General features: G+C 70.0%; 13 protein-coding genes. 6 read left to right on the top strand and 7 right to left on the bottom strand.

Translation table 11 applies throughout. The features are described from left to right. The first annotated feature begins 349 nt into the window (after positions 1 to 349). Positions 350 to 2,515 carry a TonB-dependent siderophore receptor gene (locus VM780_RS12385; RefSeq protein ID WP_325447757.1) on the top strand — a complete coding sequence of 722 codons (2,166 nt, stop codon included), beginning with the start codon at positions 350 to 352 and terminating at the stop codon, positions 2,513 to 2,515. Next, positions 2,509 to 3,783 (top strand): MFS transporter, encoded by a 1,275-nt coding sequence (locus tag VM780_RS12380; RefSeq protein ID WP_325447755.1) that lies wholly within the window; start codon positions 2,509 to 2,511, stop codon positions 3,781 to 3,783. Before VM780_RS12385 ends, VM780_RS12380 begins: the two co-directional genes overlap by 7 nt. Here VM780_RS12380 and ftsY read toward each other — a convergent pair. Further along, positions 3,748 to 4,692 (bottom strand): signal recognition particle-docking protein FtsY, encoded by a 945-nt coding sequence (gene ftsY / locus VM780_RS12375; RefSeq protein ID WP_325447753.1) that lies wholly within the window; start codon positions 4,690 to 4,692, stop codon positions 3,748 to 3,750. The two genes, VM780_RS12380 and ftsY, sit on opposite strands and share 36 nt — an antisense overlap. Before the next feature lie 37 nt (positions 4,693 to 4,729). Continuing rightward, positions 4,730 to 5,968, bottom strand: a complete 1,239-nt coding sequence (gene mtaB / locus VM780_RS12370) for a tRNA (N(6)-L-threonylcarbamoyladenosine(37)-C(2))-methylthiotransferase MtaB (RefSeq protein WP_325447750.1) — start codon at positions 5,966 to 5,968, stop codon at positions 4,730 to 4,732. A gap of 101 nt (positions 5,969 to 6,069) precedes the next feature. Here mtaB and VM780_RS12365 point away from each other — a divergent pair, with 101 nt between their 5' ends. Then, positions 6,070 to 7,329, top strand: a complete 1,260-nt coding sequence (locus VM780_RS12365) for an MFS transporter (RefSeq protein ID WP_325447748.1) — start codon at positions 6,070 to 6,072, stop codon at positions 7,327 to 7,329. A 1-nt stretch (position 7,330) separates the two neighbouring features. On the opposite strand, the gene dapF is transcribed toward VM780_RS12365, so the two are convergent. Together dapF and VM780_RS12355 are read right to left on the bottom strand one after the other, a co-directional pair. Then, entirely contained in the window at positions 7,331 to 8,224 is an 894-nt protein-coding gene (gene dapF / locus VM780_RS12360; RefSeq protein WP_325447746.1) for a diaminopimelate epimerase, read from the bottom strand. 40 nt (positions 8,225 to 8,264) lie between these two features. Next, complete coding sequence (locus VM780_RS12355; RefSeq protein WP_325447744.1) at positions 8,265 to 8,438, bottom strand: hypothetical protein; 174 nt, start codon at positions 8,436 to 8,438, stop codon at positions 8,265 to 8,267. Between the two features lie 386 nt (positions 8,439 to 8,824). Here VM780_RS12355 and ffh point away from each other — a divergent pair, with 386 nt between their 5' ends. The 3 genes from ffh to rimM all read left to right on the top strand — a co-directional run bounded on the left by ffh (position 8,825) and on the right by rimM (position 11,593). Then, positions 8,825 to 10,369, top strand: coding sequence for a signal recognition particle protein (gene ffh, locus VM780_RS12350; RefSeq protein WP_325447742.1), 1,545 nt, complete (start codon positions 8,825 to 8,827; stop codon positions 10,367 to 10,369). A 142-nt stretch (positions 10,370 to 10,511) separates the two neighbouring features. After that, entirely contained in the window at positions 10,512 to 10,871 is a 360-nt protein-coding gene (gene rpsP, locus VM780_RS12345) for a 30S ribosomal protein S16 (RefSeq protein ID WP_325447740.1), read from the top strand. A gap of 185 nt (positions 10,872 to 11,056) precedes the next feature. Further along, a complete protein-coding gene (rimM, locus tag VM780_RS12340) occupies positions 11,057 to 11,593 on the top strand; it encodes a ribosome maturation factor RimM (RefSeq protein ID WP_325447738.1) in 537 nt (178 codons plus the stop codon). A 4-nt stretch (positions 11,594 to 11,597) separates the two neighbouring features. Here the strand turns inward: rimM and VM780_RS12335 are convergent, their stop codons facing one another. Genes VM780_RS12335 through VM780_RS12325 form a run of 3 tightly spaced genes read right to left on the bottom strand, consistent with a single transcriptional unit; the run spans position 11,598 to position 21,756 of the window. Beyond that, positions 11,598 to 12,743, bottom strand: coding sequence for a hypothetical protein (locus VM780_RS12335; protein ID WP_325447736.1), 1,146 nt, complete (start codon positions 12,741 to 12,743; stop codon positions 11,598 to 11,600). A 14-nt stretch (positions 12,744 to 12,757) separates the two neighbouring features. Then, entirely contained in the window at positions 12,758 to 14,146 is a 1,389-nt protein-coding gene (locus tag VM780_RS12330; RefSeq protein ID WP_325447734.1) for an aminotransferase class I/II-fold pyridoxal phosphate-dependent enzyme, read from the bottom strand. Further along, positions 14,143 to 21,756 (bottom strand): SDR family NAD(P)-dependent oxidoreductase, encoded by a 7,614-nt coding sequence (locus VM780_RS12325; RefSeq protein WP_325447732.1) that lies wholly within the window; start codon positions 21,754 to 21,756, stop codon positions 14,143 to 14,145. The genes VM780_RS12330 and VM780_RS12325 overlap by 4 nt, the downstream gene beginning before the upstream one ends. Between the last annotated feature and the right edge of the window lie 195 nt (positions 21,757 to 21,951).

Genomic DNA, 21,951 nt, shown 5'->3' with positions numbered 1-21,951 from the left:
GCGACCCGTCCGCCACCTTCGCTCTCCCGCCATCGAGCCAGACGGGGCTCCGTCCGCCAAATCCCCGAGCACGAAGGCGCCGTTCTTCCTTTGAAATCGTACTCCGTCGATGCAGGTTTTCCAGCATCGAAATCCAGAACGGGCGCCGCTAAAATCAATCTGCCGCACGCAATAAGCGAATTCTAAAAGAATATATGCGGGCAGCCGGCGACGAATGCTGTGATATTTGAAATATTATAGATAAATATTGGAATTATTCCATTTCATAAAAGCGTCCGGCGCATTGCGAGCTGGGAGTATCGCGCGGTAGCGAGCAAAGAACTTAGTGCTTCCGCGGAGATCTCGTTCCATGTCCAGGCTGTCCTTCGCCCTCTCAGCGGCCGTGTCCTGCGCCGCGCTGGCGGCGGCCCAGCCTGCGGCGGCGCAGGACGCGACGCCGCTTCAGGAGATCACGGTTCAGGGCGCGGCTGGCGTCGGAAGCGACGGCGCGCCGGGCGTCGCCACCAATGACGGCTATGTGGCGAAGACCACCCGCACGGCGACCAAGACCGACACGCCGGTTCACGAGACGCCGGCGACCATCAACACGGTCACTCAGAAGCAGCTGGAGGAACGCCGCCCGCAGACGCTGGAGGAGGCGCTCGCCTATACGCCGGGCGTTCGCATGGGCGCCTACGGCTTCAACCCTCGCTTCGACAGCTTCTTCATCCGCGGCGTCGACGTCACCTATACGGGGATCTTCCGCGACGGCCTGCGCCAGTTCAGCAGCCCGAGCGGCCTGTTCCGTCTTGAGCCCTATGGGCTGGAATCGATCTCGATCCTGAAGGGCGGCGCCTCGGCGATCTACGGCGCGAGCGCGTCGGTCGGCATCGTCGACGTCGTCTCCAAGCGGCCGACCGACTACAAATTCGGCGAGGTCGAGGTGCAGGGCGGCTCTTGGGACCGCAAGCAGGTGAACTTCGACATCGGCGGCCCCGTCAACGAGGAGGGCGCCGTGCTCTACCGCGTCACGGGCCTCGCCCGCGACGCGAACACGGAGATGCGCGGCGTCCCGGACGATCGGGTGTTCATCGCGCCGTCGGTCACCTTCAAGCCGAGCGACGACACCAAGCTGACGCTGCTGTCCGAGTACATGGACTCCAAGACCGGCGGCTCGATGTTCCGCACGAACACCTACATTCCGCTAACCGACAAGCATGGCAACCCGATCCCCGACCAGTACGGCAGCGCTGGGGCCGACAAGGGCCTCGAATACGATCCCCACTTCAACGGCTTCACGCAGAAGCAGGGGCGGATCGGCTACGAGTTCGAGCACGATTTCAGCGACGCCGTCTCGATCCACCAGAACGTCCGCTGGTCCGGCATCTCGACCAACGAGAAGTTCGGCGACTCAGCCAGGACCTATCGCGGCCAGGTCAAGGAGACGTTCGGCTCTTTCGCGGCCGATACCTATCTGAAGACCAGGCTGCGCACCGGCGCGGTGGACCACACGCTCCTGACCGGCGTCGACTTCGGCCGCCTGAAGTACGACTCGCGCATCGGCTACGCGTTCCCGGGCGAAGGCGAGAACGCCGTGACCGGCATGCCGGTCCTGCCGGAGCGCACCAAGCAGCGCCAGACCCTGTGGGGCGTCTACGCGCAGGACGAGATGAAGCTCGGCGGCTGGCGGCTGCTTCTCTCCGGCCGCCACGACTGGCTGGACAGCGACTATTTCAATCCGAACTACTACGACGCCGTTCGCAACGAGACCCGCCCGGCGACATTCAAGCAGAACAAGGGCGCCTGGACCGGTCGCGCGGGCCTGAGCTACGTCACCCCGTTCGGCCTCACGCCCTATGTGAGCTACGGCACCTCGTTCAACGCCAATTCCGGCACGGTGGTGAACGCCTTCGTGGCCAAGCCCACCAAGGGCGAGCAGGCCGAGGCCGGCGTGAAATACGCCGTGCCGGGCTACAACGCCTCGATCAACGCCTCGGTGTTCTGGCTGAAGCAGACGGACGGCATCGTTTACGCGGTCAACTCCACCGGCCAGAACGAGCAGAAGCAGCTCGACTTCCGCTCCCGCGGCTTCGAGATCGAGGGCGTCGCCTCGCTCGAGAACGGCGTCTCGATCCAGGCGTCCTACAGCTATGTGGACACCAAGATCCTGAAGCTTTCGGACGTCACGGAAGGAAACCAGGTCAACAGCGTGCCGCGGCACTCCTTCGCGATCTGGGGCAATTACGACTTCCAGACCGCCGCCCTGCGCGGCCTCGGCGTCGGCGCCGGCGTGCGCTACACCGGCTCGAGCTTCGGCGACGACCTGAACCGCCCGGTCATCAAGAACAGCCCGCGCGCCTTCGTCGACGCCAAGGTGAGCTATGATTTCGAGAACCTGAACCCGAAGCTCAAGGGCGTCAGCGCGCAGCTCAACGCGACGAACCTGCTCGACAAGGTCGAACAGGTCTGCAGCGGCGGCTATTGCTACTTCAACGAAGGCCGCAAGGTCATCGCGAGCCTGCGCTACCGGTGGTGAGCGCCGGAACGCTGGCCGCGGAGATGGACGGGCAGGACCTGCCGGCGCCCGCTGCGGTCGTCATCGGCGTCGGCGGGCTCTACGTCGCGCAGAGCGTCATCGGCGGCGTGTTCTTCACCGGCCTCCCCGCCGTGATGCGCGAGAGCGGCGCGTCGCTCAACGAGATCGCCTTCATCCTCATCACCGTCCTGCCCTGGTCGTTCAAGTTCCTATGGTCGCCGCTGGTCGAGCGTCTGCGCGCGCCGCATGGGCGTCCGAGGCGCTCGCGCGCCGTCGTCTCCGCGATCGGCGCATTTGGGGTGGGGGCGCTTGCGGCCTGCGCCTTCATCGGCCCGACCGCGCTCGCGCCGCTGGCGGTCGCCATGATGGTCGCCTCCTTCGCCTCCGCCACGGCGGACATCGCCACCGACGGTTACGCCGTGGAGAATCTCGCCGCGAAGAATCGCGGCTGGGGCAACGCCGCGCAGGTCGGCGGCGCTTATCTGGGCAACGCCGTCGGCGGCGGGGTCTTCCTGATCCTTGTCGACCATTTCGGCTGGACCCCCGCGACGCTCGTCATGGCGTTCGTGCTCGTCGCGCTCGCCGTCCCGTTCCTCACCGTCCGCGAGACCGCGCCGGCGCGGAGCGCCGACGCGCCGCCGCAATCCCTCAGGGCCGCGCTGAGACGTCCCGAGGTGCGCTATGGCCTGCTGCTGGTGGCGGTGTATGTCGTCGGCCAGAAATGGGCGGCGCTGCTCCTCGGGCCATTCCTGACCGACGCCGGCGTGAGCCTTTCGACGCTCGGCGTCGTCAACGGACTCGGAATCACGGCAAGCGGCCTGATCGGGGCGTTCAGCGGCGGCTATCTGCTGCGCCGCTTCGGCGCCTATCCGATCATGCAGGCGACGCTCGCGGCGCATGTGGTCGCCCTGCTGGGCTTCGCGGTCTGCGCCTATCTGGAAGCGCGGTCGCAAGGGGCGATCGCCGCGCTGATCGCGGCGCAGCTCGTCGGCGGGGCGACCTTCGCGCTCGGCGTCACGGCGCTCTATTCAGAATTGATGGGCCGGGTTTCGCTGGCGCAGGCGGGCGTCGACTTCACGCTGTTCCAGAGCGCGGACGCCATCGTCAGCGTCATCGGCTGGCAGATCACCGGCTCGTTCGGCGACAGACTCGGCTACGCTTTCTGCTTCGCGACGGCCGCGGCACTCGGGGTCGCCGCCCTCCTCACGCTGCCGTTCCTCTCGCGCCGCGGCTCAGCGCTCCCGCGGGAGGCCCACCAGGGCGCGTGAGAATTCCTGCGGGTCGAAGGGTTCGAGGTCGTCCACCCCCTCGCCGACGCCGATGAAGTGCACCGGCAGTTTGTACTTCTCGGCGACCGCCACCAGGATGCCGCCGCGCGCCGTGCCGTCGAGCTTGGTCATCACCAGTCCGGTGACGCCCGCAACCTTGCCGAAGGCGTCGACCTGCCCGAGCGCGTTCTGGCCGGTCGTGGCGTCGAGCACCAGCAGGCTGTCATGCGGCGCCGCCGGATCGAGCTTTCTCAGGACCCGGACGATCTTCTCGAGCTCCGCCATCAGCCCGGCCTTGTTCTGCAGCCGGCCGGCGGTGTCGATGATCAGCAGGTCGGCGTCCTCGGCCTTGGCCTTCTGCCAGGCCTCGTAGACCAGCGCGGCGGCGTCGGCGCCGGTCTCTTTGGAGACGAAGATCGCGTCCGCGCGCTTGGCCCAGACGGCGAGCTGCTCCACCGCGGCGGCCCGGAAGGTGTCGCCGGCCGCGAGCACGACCTTGAGCCCGGCGGTGCGGTAGCTCTCGGCGATCTTGCCGATGGTGGTGGTCTTGCCGGAGCCGTTGACGCCGACCACGAGGATCACGGCGGGGCGCGCGCTCTCCGGCGGATCGAGCGGCTTCGCCACCGGCTCCAGCACGCGCGCCACTTCCGCCGCCACGATGGCCCGGACGCTCTCGCCGTCGAGCGCCCGCGCGTGGCGGGCGCGGCCGACCGCCTCGGTGATGCGCTCGGCCGTCGCGACGCCGAGGTCGGAGCGGATCAGCAGGTCCTCGAGCTCGTCGAGCGTCGCGGCGTCGAGCTTCTCCTTGGTGAAGATGTCGGCGATGCCGCGGGTGAGCGAGGAAGAGGTCTTGGACAGCCCCTGGCGCAGCCGCGAGAACCAGCCTGAGGATTGGGAGGCGTCGGTCATGGCTCGATCTTCTCGGCGGAGAGAGACGGTCTCAGGGTCATGCGGCGATCAGCGCACGGCCGTCATGGCCGGAGACAAGCGCGTCAAGAAATGCGCCCCTTGCGGTCTCGGCCGGCAGCCGGACCGTGGAGAAATCCGCGGCGCGCGCGATGAGGCCGCCCTCGGCGAGCACGCGCAGCCGCGCCCCGACATGACGATCGAGATGGCGCGCCAGCCGCCCCGCGGCGGCGGACCGCAGGCGCGCCGCGCGCTCCTTCACCAAGGCGGACGGCAGCTGCGGCATGCGCGCCGCCGGGGTCCCCGGGCGGGCCGAATAGGGAAAGACATGCGCGTAGGCGACGTCGCAGGCGTCGAGGATCGAAAGCGAGTTTTCGAACATCGCGTCGGTCTCGGTCGGAAAGCCGGCGATCAGGTCGGCCCCGAAGGCGACGTCCGGCCGGACGCGGCGCAGCCGCTCGCAGAGCCGTTCGGCGTCCGCGCGGCCATGGCGGCGCTTCATGCGCTTCAGGATCATGTCGTCGCCAGACTGCAGCGAGAGGTGCAGGTGTGGCGCGAGGCGCTCCTCCTCAGCGAAAGCGCGGACGAGTTCGTCGTCGATCTCGACGGCGTCGAGCGAGGACAGGCGGAGCCTTCGAAGCTCCGGAACTTCTCGCAGGATACGCCTGACCAGCGCGCCCAAGCTTGGCCGGTCCGGCAGGTCCGCGCCCCAGGCGGTGACGTCGACGCCAGTCAGCACCGCCTCCTGCGCGCCGAGCGAGACCACGCGGCGGACCTCGGCGACGACGATCTCGGGCGGCGTGGAGCGGGAGGCGCCGCGGCCGAAAGGAATGACGCAGAAGGTGCAGCGGTGGTCGCAGCCGGTCTGGACCTGGACGAAGGCCCGCGGCCGCAGGATGTCGGCGTCGCGCGGCGGCGGCGAGACGTCGCGCGCTTCAAGCGCGTCCTCAACCTCCACGCGCGGAGCGTTCGGCCGGCGCGCCCAGGTCTCGGGCCGCGTGCGGGCCGCAAGGCCGACGACGCGCGAGACCTCCCGCATCGCCGCGAAGCGTTCCGGCTCGATCTGCGCGCCGCAGCCGGTGACGACGATCTCGGCCTCGGGCCGTTCCCGCGCCGCCCGCCGCACGGCCTGCCGCGCCTGGCGGCCTGCCTCCGCGGTGACGGCGCAGGCGTTCACGACCACCAGGTTTTCGGCGCCGCCCGCGCGCGCATGAGCGCGGATGGTCTCGCCATCCACGGCGTTGAGACGGCAGCCGAAGGTCAGGACGTCTACGGACATGCGGCGGGGTATGCCCGAGGCCGCGCCAAAACGCCATGCCCGGCGCTCGACAGGCGAGGCCGCGCCCCGTAAGCGGATGCTCTCCCTTCCAAGGTTTGCGCATGACATCGATCGGGTCCGAAGCCCCGAGCCCCGCGAGCGGCGTCCCGGTCTCGCCGATTGCGTTCCGGCACCGCAACTTCATTCTGTTCTGGCTCTGCCGCCTGTCCGGCACCTTCGCGATCCAGATCGTGTCGGTCGCTGTCGGCTGGCAGGTCTATGACCTGACGCGGGACCCGTTCGACCTCGGTCTCGTCGGCCTATTCCAGTTCATGCCGGCCTTCGCGCTGGTGCTGGTCACCGGGCCCGCCGCCGACCGGTTCCCGCGCCGCGTGATCATGGCGCTGTGCTGCGCCGCGGAGGCGGCCGGGGCGGCCGCGTTGGTCTGGCTCACGCTCGCCGGCGACGTCTCGACCACGCCGATCTTTGCAGTGCTGCTCGTGTTCGGCGTCGCGCGCGCCTTCTTCGGCGCGGCGAGCTCGGCCACGATTCCAAGCACGGTTCCGCGCGAGGCGCTGTCCAACGCCATCACCTGGGCTTCTTCGGCCTGGCAGTTCGCCTCGATCGTCGGCCCGGTTGCGGGTGGCCTGCTCTACGGCCTCGGACCGGAAGTCGCCTACGGCGCGGCGTTCGCGCTGCTGATCTTCGCGACCGGCGCGGCCCTGCTGCTGAAAGTCGTTCAGCGCCGCCGCGCCCTGGAGGCCGGCTGGACCGGCGTGGTCGCAGGCTTCGCCTACGTGTTTCGCGAAAAGATCGTGCTCGGCGCAATCACGCTCGACCTGTTCGCGGTGCTGCTCGGCGGCGCCGTCGGGCTGATGCCGGCCATTGCCCGCGACGTGCTCGACGTCGGCCCCATCGGCCTCGGCATGCTGCGCGCCGCCCCGGGGGTCGGGGCGATCGCGGTCGCGGTGATGCTGTCGCTCGTGCCGATCCGCGATCACGCCGGCCGCATCATGTTCGCCTGCGTCGCTCTGTTCGGCCTCGCCGGCGCGGTGTTCGGACTGTCGCACACGCTGTGGCTGTCGATCGCCGCCCTCGCCGTGATGGGCGGCGCCGACATGGTGAGCGTCACGATCCGCGAGACGCTGATGCAGCTCTGGACGCCGGACGAGGTGCGCGGCCGGGTCAACGCCGTGAACATGATGTTCGTCGGCGCCTCCAACGAACTCGGCGAGTTCCGCGCCGGCATGACGGCGGCCGTGATCGGCGTGATGCCGGCGATCGTCACCGGCGGGATCGGCGCGATGGTCGTGGCTGGATTGTGGGCCTACTGGTTTCCCGGCCTGCGCGAGGCCCGGTCGCTGGAGCGGCGGGAAGCGTAAGCTACGCCGCCTGCGGGAACATCTCAGCCGTCAGCCGGCCTTCGTGCTCGAACGTGGCCGGACCTGTCATCAGGATGTGGTCGTCGTCGCGCCACGCGATCCTGAGCGGCCCGCCCGGCAGCGTCACGGTCACGTCGCGCCCGGTCCGCCGCGTCCGGGCCGCGGACACGGCCGCCGCGCAGGCCGCGGTGCCGCAGGCGAGGGTGAGGCCGGCGCCGCGCTCCCAGACCTTAAGGGTCAGCGCATCGCGCGACGTGACCCGGGCGAGCGAGATGTTGGCGCGCTCCGGGAACATGGGATGGTTCTCGAGCATCGGCCCTGCGCGCGAAAGGTCGACCACGTCGAGATCATCGACCCAGAAGATCGCATGTGGGTTGCCGACATTTGCGACCGACGGCGAATGGATCAGCGGCGCGTCGATCGGGCCGAGCTGCAACTCGATCGCCCGTGTGTCGGCGAACTCTTCGGACAGCGGAATCTCGGCCCAGCCGAAACGCGGCGCGCCCATGTCGACCGTCACCCCGTCCTGCTCGACGCGGCAGCTGAGCAGGCCGGCGGCGGTCTCGAGCGCGAGCTCGCGGGCGCCGCCGTCAAGGGCGAGCAGCGCCGCGACGCAGCGCGTGCCGTTGCCGCAGGCGGAGACCTCGGAGCCATCGGCGTTGAGGATGCGCATGAAGGCCGCCGTGCCCGGCGTGCGCGGATCGTGCAGCGCCATGAGCTGGTCGAAGCGCGTCTCGGGGCGGCGGGCGAGCGCCCGCGCGTCCTCGGCCGAAACGCACGCCGCCGAGCCGCGCAGATCCACGACCAGGATCTCGTTGCCAAGCCCGTTCATCTTCACGTAGCGATGGTCGATCAGGGCGTTCATGGCGGGCCGCTCAAGGGTTGCGACCCACATATGCCCCTTCGCGGCGCGGGATGCGAGCGCCGGTCGCCCGTTAGCGCTCTGCGAGCTCGATCGGCGCGGCTGCGAACGCCTCGGTCGCCGAGATGGCGAAGATCTCGGCCCCCCAGCTCAGCGTCAGCGCGAGCAGCGCCAGCGCCCCGATCCGGGACGGCCAACAGAAGAATGCGCGGCCGAGGCCGGCGCGGATGGTGGATGTGGACGTCATGAGCTCCCTCCGCAGGTCGCAGCCCTGGACCGCGTGACGATGACCTTGGAGCTCCGCCGGATGAGGGCTTCGGCTTTGCGCCGAAGCGAGATGGCGGGGTCGAACCGTTCGCGTACATCCAGGCGATGACGGGCCGAGATATACTGCGGCCGCCGCCGTCGCGGCGAGCGGAAGCGCCGCCGCGCGACGCTCGGTCGCAACCGCGGGGCAGCCATGATTGACGCGGAGGCCGTGCTTCTGTAGGTCACAGCCTATCTGACGAGGTCAGAAGTCCAATCAAGCCGCCCGTCCCAGCGAGTTCGGGGGGTCAACGTCCGCCGACGCGTCGCGTCCGCGGGCGCGATTTGCGTTGGGCTCGGCCTCGGAACGGAAGGGACTGACGTCGCATGTTCGACGCGCTTACAGACCGCCTGAGCGGCATTCTTGACCGGCTCACCCGTCGCGGCGCCCTCACCGAGGCCGACGTCGCGGAGGCGATGCGCGAGGTCCGCCGCGCGCTGCTCGAGGCGGACGTCGCGCTCGAGGTCGCCCGCTCGTTCATCGACCGGGTCAAGGAGCGCGCGGTCGGCGTCGACGTCGTCAAGTCGGTCACGCCCGGCCAGATGGTCGTCAAGATCGTCCATGACGAGCTCGTGGCGATGCTGGGCGCGGACGCGCAGACGATCAGCCTGGCGGCCGCAGCCCCGGTGCCGATCCTGATGGTCGGCCTGCAGGGCTCGGGCAAGACCACCTCGACCGCCAAGATCGCCTACCGGTTCACGAACCGCGACCGGCGCAAGGTCCTGATGGCCTCGCTCGACACGCGCCGTCCGGCCGCGATGGAGCAGCTCGCCACGCTCGGGACCCAGACCGGCGTCGCCACGCTGCCGATCGTGGCGGGGCAGTCGGCCGTGCAGATCGCGCGCCGCGCCATGGAGGCCGGCCGGCTCGGCGGCTACGACGTCGTGCTGCTCGACACCGCCGGACGCACCACGCTGGACGAGGCCCTGATGGCCGAGGCCGCGGAGGTCAAGCGCGCCGTCAACCCGCACGAGGTGCTGCTGGTCGCCGACGCGCTGACCGGCCAGGACGCAGTCGTCACCGCGCGCGCCTTCGACGAGGCGCTCGGCGTCACCGGCATCGTGCTCACCCGTCTGGACGGCGACGGGCGCGGGGGCGCCGCTCTTTCGATGCGCGCCGTCACCGGCAAGCCGATCAAGCTCGTCGGCGTCGGCGAGAAGTTCGACGCGCTCGACGAGTTCGACCCGCAGCGCATCGCCAACCGCATCCTCGGCATGGGCGACGTGGTCGCGCTGGTCGAGAAAGCGGCGGCCTCGATCGACGCCGAGCAGGCCCAGAAGGCCGCCGAGCGCATGCGCAAGGGTCAGTTCGATCTGAACGACCTGAAGGAGCAGCTCGGCCAGATGCAGAAGCTCGGCGGCATGTCGGGCGTGATGTCGCTGATGCCGGGCGTCGCGAACCTCAAGAAGCAGCTCGCCGGCGCCAATCTCGACGAGGGCATGTTCAAGCGCCAGGCGGCGATCATCGAGTCGATGACCAAGGCCGAGCGGCGCAATCCGGACATCCTCAAAGCCTCCCGCAAGAAGCGCATCGCGGCCGGTTCCGGCACCAAGGTCGAGGACGTCAACAAGCTGCTCAAGATGCACCGCCAGATGGCGGACATGATGAAGCTGATGGGCAAGGGCGCGAAGTCCGGCCGCGGTCCGCTGGCCGGGCTCGGCGCGGCGCTCGGCTTCGGCGGCGGGGCTGCGCCGCAGATCCCGCCGGAGGCGCTCGAGGACCTGAAGAAAGGAAAGATGCCGCAAGGCCTGCCGCCCGGTTTTCCCGGCGGCCCCGGCGGCGGGCTGCCGCCCGGCTTCCCGGGGATGGGCGGCGGACTGCCGAAGCTGCCCGGCCTCGGCGGCTTCCCCGGCCTGGGGAAGAAGAAGTGAGTTTCGAGGCGTCGTCCCGGACGGCGCGGGCGTGCGCCCTCCGGATGACCATCGATTAAGACGCAGATCCTGAGAACGATCCGGGTTCTATGCGGCTGCGCCGCTTCGACCAGGATGACGAATTGAAGAAGGAAGCAGAGAAATGTCCCTGAAAATCCGTCTGGCGCGCGGCGGCGCCAAGAAGCGTCCGTTCTACCGCATCGTGATCGCGGACTCGCGCTATCCGCGCGACGGCCGCTTCATCGAGCGCATCGGCTCGTTCGATCCGCTGCTCGCCAAGGACCACGCTGACCGCGTCAAGCTCGACCTCGACAAGGCCAAAGAGTGGCTCGCCAAGGGCGCGACCCCGACCGACCGCGTGCACCGCTTCCTTGACGCCGCCGGCCTGATGAAGCGCGAGGCGCGCAACAATCCGAAGAAGGGCGAGCCCGGCAAGAAGGCCCAGGAGCGCGCCGAAGCCGCCAAGGCGGCGGCGGGCGGCGGCGACGAAGCCGCGGCCTGATCAGGAACTGACGTCATCCCGGCCGAGGCGAAGCCGAAAGCCGGGATCGTCGCCTGGCCGCGCGTCCGTCATGGTCCGGATTGATCGGACCGTCATCTCGGACCTGCGGCTGACGGTCGAGATGGGTCCTCCGGTCAAGCCGGAGGACGACGCTTTCAACGCGGCCGCTTTCTGGCGTGACATCCATGTCCTCCCGCCTCGTCCAGATCGGCGTCTTCGGCGCGCCCCACGGGGTGCGGGGGGAACTGCGCGTCAAATCGTTCACGGCTGATCCGCAGGCGCTCGCCGGCTACCGGCCGCTGACCGACGAGGTGGGCGGGCGCCGCTTCGAGGTGGCGGCGGCCCGGCTGCTGAAGGACGACATGCTGGTCGTCCGCCTGAAGGACGTGACGACCCGCGACGCGGCCGCCGCGCTGACGGGCGTCGGACTGTTCGTGCCGCGCGATGCGCTGCCGGCGGCCGATGACGAAGACGAGTTCTATTACGCCGACCTCGTTGGCCTGCGCGCCGAGACGACGGACGGCGCCCGGCTCGGAGAGGTGATCGCGGTCACCAATTTCGGGGCCGACGACCTTCTGGAAATCCGCCTCGGCCGCAGCCGGCGCACGGTCTATCTGCCCTTCACAAAGGCGGTCGTGCCGCTGGTCGACATGGCCGGCGGGCGCGTCGTGGTCGATCCGCCCGAAGGCGCGCTCGACGAGCCGAAGCCGGAGGGGCGCTAGCGCCTCAGATCTCTTTCTCGAAAATCCGCCAGACCTTGGTCTTCTGGGCCGGCATGCTGCGGACGAGGTTGAGGATCGACCGGTTGTCCTCGAGCATCCAGCTGACTTCGAGCCGCTCCGCTCCCGCCTTTCTGGCCTTCTCCACGGCGTCGGCGAGCAGCGCTGCGGCCGCCATGGCGCCGACCCGCGTGCCGCGCCAGGCCCGGCGGACGCCGATGATCGGCACGCGGACGCGTGAGACGCCCGAAACCTTGAGCCGCCAGATCAGCTTCGCCCAGCCGAACGGCATGAGCCTGCCGCCGAGGTCGCGGATCGCCTCGTTGAGGTCGGGGGCCATGCACAGCACGCCGATCGGCTCGCCGCGCCAGTCCGCCAGCATCGTCCAATCCGGCGGCACGATCTGCTGCGCGAGTTCGGCCAGGAACTTCGCCTCGTCGTACGAGACCGGGGCTGAGCCCCAGTTCACCGACCAGGCGTCGTTGTAGACCTCGTTCAGCTCACGTGCGGCGTTCGGCCCCTGGGCGCGGCGGAGAGTCAGGTCAGCGGCGCCGTGCCACTTCGCCTTGATCGCCGCCACCCTGCTCGGAAGCCGGCTCTCCGCGAGCGAACCTTCATAGCCGACGATGTCCTTGATCGGCTGGAAGCCAAGGCGGGCGAGCTGCCGGGCGTAATAGGGCGGCGCATAGTTGGTGTGTGTGGTGGAGGGCGTCTCGTAGCCTTCGACCAGAAGCCCGCACTCGTGGTTCACCGAGGCGCTGAATGGCCCGGTGACGCGCGTCAGCCCATGGGAGCGCAGGAAATCGGCCGCGGTGGCGAACAGCGCGTCCCACACCGCGTCGTCGTCGATCGCCTCCAGGAAGCCGAAATGGCCGGTGGCGTCGTGGTATTTGGCGAGGTGGGCGTTGTGCTTGACGGCGTAGATGCGGCCGACCGGCTCGCCGCTGCGGAACGCCACCCAGGCCTGGCCCTCATTCTCGCGCGCGAACGGCGTCGCTCGCGGGGTCAGGACGTCATAGGTCTCCTTGAGCAGCGGCGGCGCATAATTCGGCTCGGCGCCCTGCGCCTTCAGCGCGGCCCGCCAGAACGCCTTGACGTCCGCCCTCACGGCGACGGGCCGGATCTCGACCGCGCCACCTGTGGCTATGGTCACGGGGGCCAACCGGGTCAGCTCGGCCGGGTCGCTTTGGCCAGGGCAGCGGCCATCTTGATGCCGAACCCCGCCTTCGCCAGTTTCGCGTGCTCGTCGGCGGTGATCGCGACCGCCTCGTCGATCTGCTCCGGCGTGTGCTCGCTGGTGATGAAAAAGCGCAAACGTGCGGACCGCTCCGGCACCGCGGGATGGATGATCGGAAGCGCGTTCACGCCGCGCTCCAGCAGCCGGTTCGACAGATGCACGGCGCGCAGCGAGTCGCCGACCATCACGGGCACGATCGCAAGCCCGGTGCTTGAGCCGACGTCGAGCCCGGCCTCCTTGGCCTTCTCGACGAAGCGCAGGCCGTTCGCCCGCAGCTGCGCCACGCGCTCGGGCTCCCGCTCCAGCAGGTCGAAGCAGGCGATCGCGGCGGCTGCGACCGCGGGCGGCATGCCAACCGAATAGACGAAGCCGGGCGCGGTGAACTTCAGATATTCGACGAGCGCCGCCGAGCCGGCGATGAAGCCGCCGCAGCCGGACAGCGTCTTCGACAGCGTGCCCATCCAGATGTCGACGTCGCGCGGATCGACGCCGCACTCTTCCGCCACGCCGTGGCCGGTCTTGCCCAGCACGCCGAGCGAATGCGCCTCGTCGACCATCAGCCAGAAGCCGTAGCGGTCGCGCAGCGAAACCAGCCGGGCGAGATCCGGGAAATCGCCGTCCATGCTGTAAAGGCCTTCGACCGCGACCAGCACGCGCTCATGCGCATGGGACTGCTGAGCGAGGATCTCCTCCAGCGCATCGATGTCGTTATGCGGGAACAGCCTGCGCGTGGCGCCCGACAGAGTGGCGCCGACCACGATCGAGTTGTGGGCGAGCGAGTCGTAGACGATCAGGTCCTTCGGCCGCATCAGATGGCCGATTGCGGCGACATTGGTGGCGTGGCCGCTGACGAACGCGACCGCAGCTTCGACTTCATAGAAGTCCGCGATGCGGCGCTCGAGTTCGCGGTGGATCGGCCGCTCGCCCGCGACGAGGCGGCTCGCCGAGACCGAGACGCCGTAATGGTCGATCGCAGCTTTCGCGGCCGCCGCGACCTCCGGATGGCCGTTCAGCCCGAGATAGTTGTACGAGGCGAAGTTGATGTCGGTGCGGCCGTCGATGTGCGTGGTCGCGCCCGCCACGCCGTCATGCAGACGGAAGAACGGGTTCGTCACGCCGAGCAGATCTGTGACCGCCTGCTGGGTCTTGATGTCCTTCAGTTCCTGAAGGTCAGCGAACCGGTCGTTGCGCTTGCGGGCCGGCCGTGCGGCCTGGGCGGCTTCGCCGCGCGCCTCCGGCTTCGGCGTGGTGCGCAGGGCGCCCAGGATGCCGTCCTTCGCCGAGCGCGACAGCGCGCCGATGCCGCGCCGCCCGGTCATCGTGTGACGTGTCCGAGCGTGGCGCGGCGCGCCTCGACCGCTTCACTGAACTCGGCGAGTTCGGCGTGCGCCACGTCATCGCCGATGTGGCGGTTGACGAGATCGGCGTTGACCGAGCCCGACTCCGCGCCGGCGTCCGGCTCGTGGATGCGGCTGACGATCGACTGGGCGATCGTGGTCAGGGTCGTGGAGTCGCCGATCGCCACCAACGGCAGCTCGATGTCGAAGCGGCGTTCGACGCTCATCCGCAGCTCAAGGCCCATCAGCGAATCCATGCCGAGTTCGGCGAGCGGCCGCTGCGGAGAAATCTCCTTCGACGGCAGCTTCAGGATACGCCCGACCTCGCCGGCGAGGATCTCGGCCACGATGTCGCGCGCTTCGCGGGCGTCCTTGCCGCGCACAAGCGCTGCGAGGTCAATGGTCTCCACGGAGTCCTGCGGCCCCATCTCGGCGCCGGCCACCACCTGCGCGAACATCGGCGACGCGAGGAATGCGAGGTCGCGGCGCGCCGCGCCCCAGTCGAGCGGCGCGATGGCGATCACCGCGGTCTCGAGCCTGAGATCGTCATGCGCGAGCACGCGGCCGAGGCCCTCGAGCGCCTCCGCTCCCGACAGCGTCTGGTAGCCGAGCCGCTTCTGGATCTTTTCCTTCACCTCGCCGGTGCGGGCCAGATAGCCCACGTCGCCGAGCGCGCCCCATGCGATGGCGAGGCCGGCGAGCCCCTCCCGCCGACGCACGCGCATCAGCGACTCGAGCCACATATTGGCCGCGACATAGTTCGACTGGCCCGGATTGCCGATCAGGGTCGTGGCCGAGGAATAGACCACGAACTGCTTCACCGGATCCTGGCGCGTCAGCCGGTCCAAGGCATGCGCGCCGTCGATCTTGGGCTTCAGCACCGCCTCGAACCGCGCCTCGTCGAGATTGGCGAGCAGCGCGTCGTCGAGCACCATGGCGACATGCCAGGCGCCGCCGATCGGGCCGAGATCGCGGCGGGTCTCGTCGAGCGCCTTCTCCAGCGCCGCCGCATCGGCCGCGTCGCAGGCGAACACCTTGACCTTGGCGCCGGCCGCCTCGATGCGGGCCACGCCGTCCCGGGCCGCCTGGGTCGAGGCGCCGGACCGGCCGATCAGTGCGATCTTTTCGGCGCCATTCGCGACCAGCCATTCGGCGGTCGCGAGCCCGAAGCCGCCGAGGCCGCCAATCAGCACGTGCGCGCCCTCAGCCGCTCGGAATGCCGGCGGCTTGGTCTCGCCGAGCTTGGACGGATCGAGCGGCCGGACCACGATCTTGCCGACATGGCCGGACTGCTGCATCAGCCGGAAGGCGTCGCGGATCTCGTTCGGCTCATAGGCCCGGTAGGGCAGGGGCGCGAACACGCCCTTGCCGAACAGCTTCATGCACTCGCCGAACAGGCGCTGCCCGAGATCGCCGCGGTGGATCAGCAACTGGTCGGCGTCGATGCCGAAATAGCTGATGTTGCGGCGGAACGGCCGGAGCCCGAGGCGGCTGTTGGCGTAATAGTCGCGCTTGCCGAGCTCGAGGAAGCGGCCGAACGGACGCAGCACGCTCAAGGAGCGCTCCATCGCCTCCCCGAACAGCGAGTTCAGCACCACGTCGACGCCTTCGCCGCCAGTGAGCTTCTTCACCTCGTCGACGAATTCCAGGCTGCGGCTCGACAGCACATGCGTCGCCCCGAGCGCGCGCAGCAGGTCGCGCTTCTCGTCGGAGCCCGCCGTCGCGATGACCTTCGCGCCCTTCCAGAGCGCGATCTGCAGAGCCGCGAGACCCACGCCGCCGGCGCCGCCATGGATCAGCACCCACTCGCCGCGCCGAAGCTGGGCGAGATGCTGAAGCGCGTAATAGGCCGTCAGGAAGCAGACGGGGATCGTCGCGCCTTCCTCGAAATTGATCGAGTCCGGCAGCGGGGCCACGGCGGTTTCAGACGTCACAACGCGGGAGGCGAAGGCGCCGGACGCGAACGCAACGACGCGATCGCCCACCCGGTAGCGCTTCACGCCTGGGCCCACGGCCGTGACGACGCCCGCGCATTCGATGCCGAGGCCGGGGCCGGCGAAGCCGTCCTCGAGCGCCTCTTCGGGCAGCAGCCCGAGCGCCCACATCACGTCGCGGAAATTGAGGCCCACGGCGGAGACGTCGATCGCGACCTCGCCCTGCGCCGGATCGAGCGCGGGAGCCGCAACCCAGGACAGATCGTCGAGGCCGCCGTCGCGGCCGGATTCGAGCGCCGCAACCCGTGGCGCCTCGACTTCGGACGCCGGCGTCGGGAATTCCGGAAGGCCGGGCCGCAGACGCGGCGCCAGCACGCCGTCCGCGGTGATGGCGAGTTCGACATCGTCCTTCGGGGCGGCGAGTTCCGCCGCCACGGCGCGCGCCGCCTCTTCCGGGTTCAGATCGGAAGACACGTCGAGCAGCCGGATGTCGACGCCCCGCAGCTCGTTCCGGACGACGCGCAGGAAGCCTGCCAGCGCCGCCTGTTCCGGACGATCCTCGCCAGCGCCGACGCCGCCGGCCAGCGAGCCGGGCGCGACCACCCACAGGCGGGCCGAGACGTCATGCACCGTGCGGGCGAGCGACAGCAGCCGGCCGGCCCGGTTCGCGGTCGCGGTCGAAAGCGCGCCTGCCGCTGAATCGAACACCGCGACCACGTCGGCGGACGCGCCGGTCGCGCCCTTCGCGGGAGCGCGCAGACCGAGCTCGGCCGCAGGCGCCCAGCCCTGCTCGCCATGAGCATGGCCGTTGGTCTTGCCGTTCGGCCGGCTGACGCCAGACGCGGGAGCCTGATGCACCGTGACGGGGCGTCCCAGACCTTCAATCGCGCGCGCGATCGCCAGCGACAGCCCTTCCGGCGCGCCGGCGGCCTCGGCCGTGAGGACCACAGGGGCGACATGCGCGGCGGGCTCGGAGTCCGCGATCGGACGCCGACGCTTGGCGGCGAGCACCAGCGAAGTCGGGGAACGGGCGCCCGAAACCGGCGCGATCGCCTGATCCGCGAGGCGGGCGTCGCCCAGATCAGCAGTCCAGTCGACCGAAGACCGCGCGCCACCGATCGGGAATTCAGGTGACGCCGAGCGTCCGAACCAGTCGGTCTGGACGCCGAACACGACGTCCAGGAACGGCGTGGGCGCGAGCGCCGCCAGCACAAGGCAGCCGCCATCCGCGATCCGGGCGCCAAGCCGGCGCATCGCGTCGGCCGCAGCGACGGCGGAGCCCCAGGCAAGCGAGCCCACCGCCAGGTCGAACCGGCCGACGTCGACGCCGTCCGAGGCGAGGTCGAACTGCTCGACCGCGACGTTCGGCTCGCCCGCAAAGGCGAAGCGCAGCCGCTCGGCGGCGGTCGCGTCGGGGTCCGTCACGAGGAGCGTCACGCGCGGATCGCCCGCGAGCGGCGCGAGCCGCCGCGTGAGCGCGCCGGAACCAGCGCCGATCTCCAGGATGCGGATCGGCCGCCCGGCAGGGCTCTGCGCGACCAGATCGGCCGCCATCTCGGCGACGGCGGCAGCGCCGGCGGCCACCAGCGGCGCGGCGCTGCCGGCATGCGCCAGCGTCGAAGCGCCATAGGGCGAAGCGAGCGGACCTTCCGTCAGCGCCTTCGGCAGCAGCACCGCGGCGCGGGTCGCGAGCACGCATTCAGCCCCGCGGTCCGGATAATCCGCGAGGATGGCGCGGATGATCTCCGCCGACGGCGGCAGCCCGGTCTTGGCGGCGAGCGTCCACACGTCGCCGTCGAGCGAGGCGTGGCCCTGATGTTCGAGCAGGCCAAGGAGGCTGTAGGCCAGCGGCGCCGAGGCGGCGGCGAGGCGGCCGCGCTTGATCAGATCGGCGACCGCGCCCTGCCGTTTCCGGCCGAGGATCGCCGACAGGCTCTCATGCGCGGCCGCGACCGCGAAGGCTTCCAGCAGCAGATCGTCTTCGGGGCGCTCGGCCTCTCCGGCCGCAGCCAGCCCGAGAGCCGCCGCGCGGGCGGCGAGCTCTTCGCCGGTCGGCGCAGGCGCGGAGGCGTGTTCCGACGCGCCGACGAGCGCCGGCGCGTAATGGTAGGACAGCCGCTCCAGCGGCGTCCGACGCGACAGCGTCACGGCGCGGAAGCGCGCATCCGCCAGCACCGCCACGATCTCGCCCTCAGGGCCGAGGATCGTGAAAGTGGCGTCGATCGAGCGCGGGCTGAGGCGCCGCACCACGATCTCCGCTCCTGCGATCGTCGCTCCCGGCCTGAGCAGCCGCAGAGAGCCGAACCGCATCGGCAGATAGGTGACATCCGGACGGTCGCCGTGGACGCCGAACAGCGTCAGCAGGGCGTGGAAGCACGAGTCGAAATCGGCAGGGTGCAGGCCGTAGCGTTCGTCGCGCTCGCCCTTGCGGTCTTCCACAGGGCGAAGGCGGACCGACAGCCGGTTCGGTCCGTAGCGCGTCACATGGTCGACGACCTGGAAGGCGGGGCCGAAGCCGAGGCCGTGGGCCTCCGCCCGCCCGTAGAGATCGGCGGCGCGGAAGATCTCGCCCTCATGCGCGGGCGTGGCCGGCGTCTCGGCGACGATCGTCGGCGGCGCGGAGACGCGGCCGATCGCATGCACGACCCAACCGTCGTCGCGCAGCCGCGGACGGCTGAGGATCTCGACCGTCCGGCTCTCGGGAGAGACGCGGGTGCGGACCTCCGACATGGCGTCGGGATCGAGCGTCAGCGCGTGCGGAATCTCGAAATCCGACAACTCGACGATGTCGGCCTTCAGCCAGCCTCGGCCGGCCGCGAGCGCCATCTCGGCGAGCGCCGCGCCGGGGACGATGACCCGGCCGGACACCTTGTGGTCCGCGAGCAGCGGCGCGACGGCCGGATCGAGATGCGAGGTCCACTCGTCCGAATCCGCGCGCAGACGCGAACCGATCAGCGGATGCGGGTCGAAGCCGCGATAGAAGGACTGCGCCTCCGCGGTCGCGCCGACGGCGAAATCGGTGTTCTGCCACGGATAGGTCGGCAGGCGGACGGCCGAGCCGTCGAGCTTGCCGAAGGCGAGATCGCGCTCGACGCGGCCGCCCTTGGCGATGACCCGGGCGAGCGTGCGGCGGAGCGGATCGTGCTCGCCAGCGCCGTGATCGTCGCAGGACAGCACGCCGCCCGTGACCTCGGCGGCGGCGAGGCAGTCGGAGAGATAGGTCTGCAGCACCGGCCGCGGCCCGATCTCCACGAACACCCGCGCGCCCTCCTCGACAGCGGCCGCGACTGCGTCGGCGAAGCGCACCGGGCGACGCACGTTCTCCCACCAGTAGTCGGCGCCGAGCTCGGCCCCGTCGATCACGCCGCCGGTGACGCTCGACACGAAGGTGCGCTGCGTCGCGCCCGGCTGCAGGCCCGCGAGGTCGGCGAGCAGCGGCTCCTTCACGGCGTCGATCAGGCCGGTGTGGAACGGATAGTCGATGTCGAGCACGCGAACCGGCACGCGCCGCGTGCGGGCGAAGCGGCTGAGCTCCTTGATCTCGCTCTCCGGGCCGGAGATCGTGATCGAGCGCTCGCTGTTGATGGCGGCGATCTCGACATTCGCGAAGCCGCCGTCGCGCAGCAGCGCAGTAACCTCTTCGGCCGGCAGCAGAACGGCCGCCATCGTCCCGTTCTTCCAGGCGATTTCCTGGTGAACGCTGCGCGAATGCACGACCGACACCGCCTGATCGAGCGTCAGCGCTCCGGAAGCGGCCGCAGCCGCGACCTCGCCGACCGAATGGCCCAGCACCATGTCGGGCGTCACGCCTTCGGCCGCGAGCGCAGCGGTCGTTGCGACCTGGACCGCGAACATCAGGGGCTGCGCGGTCTCGGCGCGGCGCAGCCGGTCCGGCAGGTCGTCGGCGAACAGCGCGTCGGCGATCGACCATTTGGCGAGCGCGCCGAAGCGGGCGTCGATCTCCGAGATCTTCTGCCGGAAGGCGGCGTTGCGGGCGTGCAGCTTGCGGCCCATGCCGGCCCACTGGGAGCCGTTGCCCGAAAATGCGAACGCGACCGGCGCGTCGCGGCCGACGGCGCCGTCGATCGCGGCGTCCTTCGCCTCGCCGCCCTCGGCGACCGCGGCGAGCGTCGCCGCCCAGGTCGAGGGATCGTCGCTCTCGAGCACCAGCCGCCGGGGCAGCAGGTCACGCGTCGCCGCGACGCTCTTGGCGATGTGGCGCGCGGCTGCAGGTTCGCGGCCCTCGAGCAGCTTGGCGTAGGTCCCGGCGAGCGCCGAGAGCGCTTCGCGGGTGCGGGCCGAGAGCGCCAGCACCGGGGTGTGGCCCTCCGCCTCGACGACGCGCGGCGCGGAGCGGCCGGAGCGGTCCTCGGGCGTCGGATCGCAGACGATGACATGCGCGTTGGTGCCGCCGAAGCCGAAGGAGTTCACGCCGGCGTAACGCGGCGCAGACCCACGCGGCAGCGGAACCGCGCTCGTCGCGACATGCAGCTTCAGCGCGTCGAACGGAATGTCCGGATTGAGTTCCGTGACATGCAGGCTCGCCGGGAGCAGATCGTGCTCGAGCGCGAGATCGGTCTTGAGCAGGCCGACGAGACCGGAGGCGGGCTCAAGATGGCCGACATTGGTCTTGACCGAGCCGATCGGCAGCGGGCCGACCGTGCGCCGCTTGACCGCGGCGCCGATGGCGTTTGCTTCGGCCGGATCGCCAACCCGCGTGCCCGTGCCGTGCGCCTCGATGAAGGCGATGCTGTCAGGATCGACGCCGGCGTCCTGGTAGACGCGCTCGAGCAGGCTGAGCTGCGCCTCGGAGGACGGCAGCGACATGCCGACGGTGCGGCCGTCCGAGTTCACGGCCGATGCGGCGATCATCAGGCGCATCGGCCGTTTGGCCGCGCGCGCGAGGTCGGCGCGCTCCAGAACGATCGCGACGCCGCCCTCGGAGCGGACATAGCCGTCGCCGCTCGCGTCGAACGCATGGCAGCGGCCACGCGGCGAGAGCATCGTCGCCTGGGCGAAGGTGATGAACGGGAAGGGGCTGGCAAGGATCGAGACGCCGACCACGATCGCGCGCTCGATGCGTCCGGCCTTCAGCGCTGCGACCGCTTCGTTCAGCGCCACCAGCGAGGATGAGCACGCGGTGTCGACGGTGAAGCTCGGCCCGTGCAGATCGTAAATGTACGAAATACGATTTGATACGATGGAGAGCGTATTGCCGGTCGCGAAATAGGCGTCCGCGGACGCCGGATCGAAGATGATGCGGTTTCCGTAGTCCAGCGAAGACGTGCCGACATAGACGCCGGTCTCGGAGCCTGCGATCGAGGAGGGCGGGATGCCGGCGTCCTCCAGCGCCTCCCAGACGAGTTGCAGCGACAGGCGCTGCTGCGGGTCCATCTGCTCGGCCTCGCGCGGCGAGATGCCGAAGGCGGCCGGATCAAAGCCCCAGATGTCGTCCAGAACCCCGGCCGCGAAAGTGTAGGTCTTGCCTGGCTCGCCCTTGCGCGGGTGCAGGTAGCGCGCGTGATTCCAGCGGTCCTCGCCGACCGAGGTGACGGCGCAACGCCCTTCGGACAGCAGCGACCAGAACGACTCAACGTCATTGGCGCCGGGCAGCCGGCACGAGCGGCCGACGATGGCGAGCGAAGGCGTCTTCTTCATGAGCGGCCACGCAGCCCCGCGTGGCGCGGCAGGCGCGGCTTTATGAAGAGACCACTCTCGGCCGGCGCGAAAACAGACATGAACCCGGGCTCCGGGGCACAGCCCGGCAGGCCGGGCAGGACGAGGGTCGTTGGGGGCTTCGGCCGTCTATCGGGGCTTTACGAAAATGTGTCAAGCGCGCCCCCGGAGGCTTTC

It is taken from the genome of Hansschlegelia sp., from assembly GCF_035538955.1.
Lineage (GTDB): Bacteria > Pseudomonadota > Alphaproteobacteria > Rhizobiales > Methylopilaceae > Methylopila.
This window is presented reverse-complemented; position numbering and strand designations above follow the sequence as displayed.

Coding starts and splice junctions, on each gene's coding strand:
- VM780_RS12385 (WP_325447757.1), top strand. CDS start 350: ATGTCCAGGCTGTCCTTCGCCCTCTCAGCGGCCGTGTCCTGCGCCGCG.
- ftsY (WP_325447753.1), bottom strand. CDS start 4,692: ATGACCGACGCCTCCCAATCCTCAGGCTGGTTCTCGCGGCTGCGCCAG.
- mtaB (WP_325447750.1), bottom strand. CDS start 5,968: ATGTCCGTAGACGTCCTGACCTTCGGCTGCCGTCTCAACGCCGTGGAT.
- VM780_RS12365 (WP_325447748.1), top strand. CDS start 6,070: ATGACATCGATCGGGTCCGAAGCCCCGAGCCCCGCGAGCGGCGTCCCG.
- dapF (WP_325447746.1), bottom strand. CDS start 8,224: ATGTGGGTCGCAACCCTTGAGCGGCCCGCCATGAACGCCCTGATCGAC.
- VM780_RS12355 (WP_325447744.1), bottom strand. CDS start 8,438: ATGACGTCCACATCCACCATCCGCGCCGGCCTCGGCCGCGCATTCTTC.
- ffh (WP_325447742.1), top strand. CDS start 8,825: ATGTTCGACGCGCTTACAGACCGCCTGAGCGGCATTCTTGACCGGCTC.
- rpsP (WP_325447740.1), top strand. CDS start 10,512: ATGTCCCTGAAAATCCGTCTGGCGCGCGGCGGCGCCAAGAAGCGTCCG.
- rimM (WP_325447738.1), top strand. CDS start 11,057: ATGTCCTCCCGCCTCGTCCAGATCGGCGTCTTCGGCGCGCCCCACGGG.
- VM780_RS12330 (WP_325447734.1), bottom strand. CDS start 14,146: ATGACCGGGCGGCGCGGCATCGGCGCGCTGTCGCGCTCGGCGAAGGAC.
- VM780_RS12325 (WP_325447732.1), bottom strand. CDS start 21,756: ATGAAGAAGACGCCTTCGCTCGCCATCGTCGGCCGCTCGTGCCGGCTG.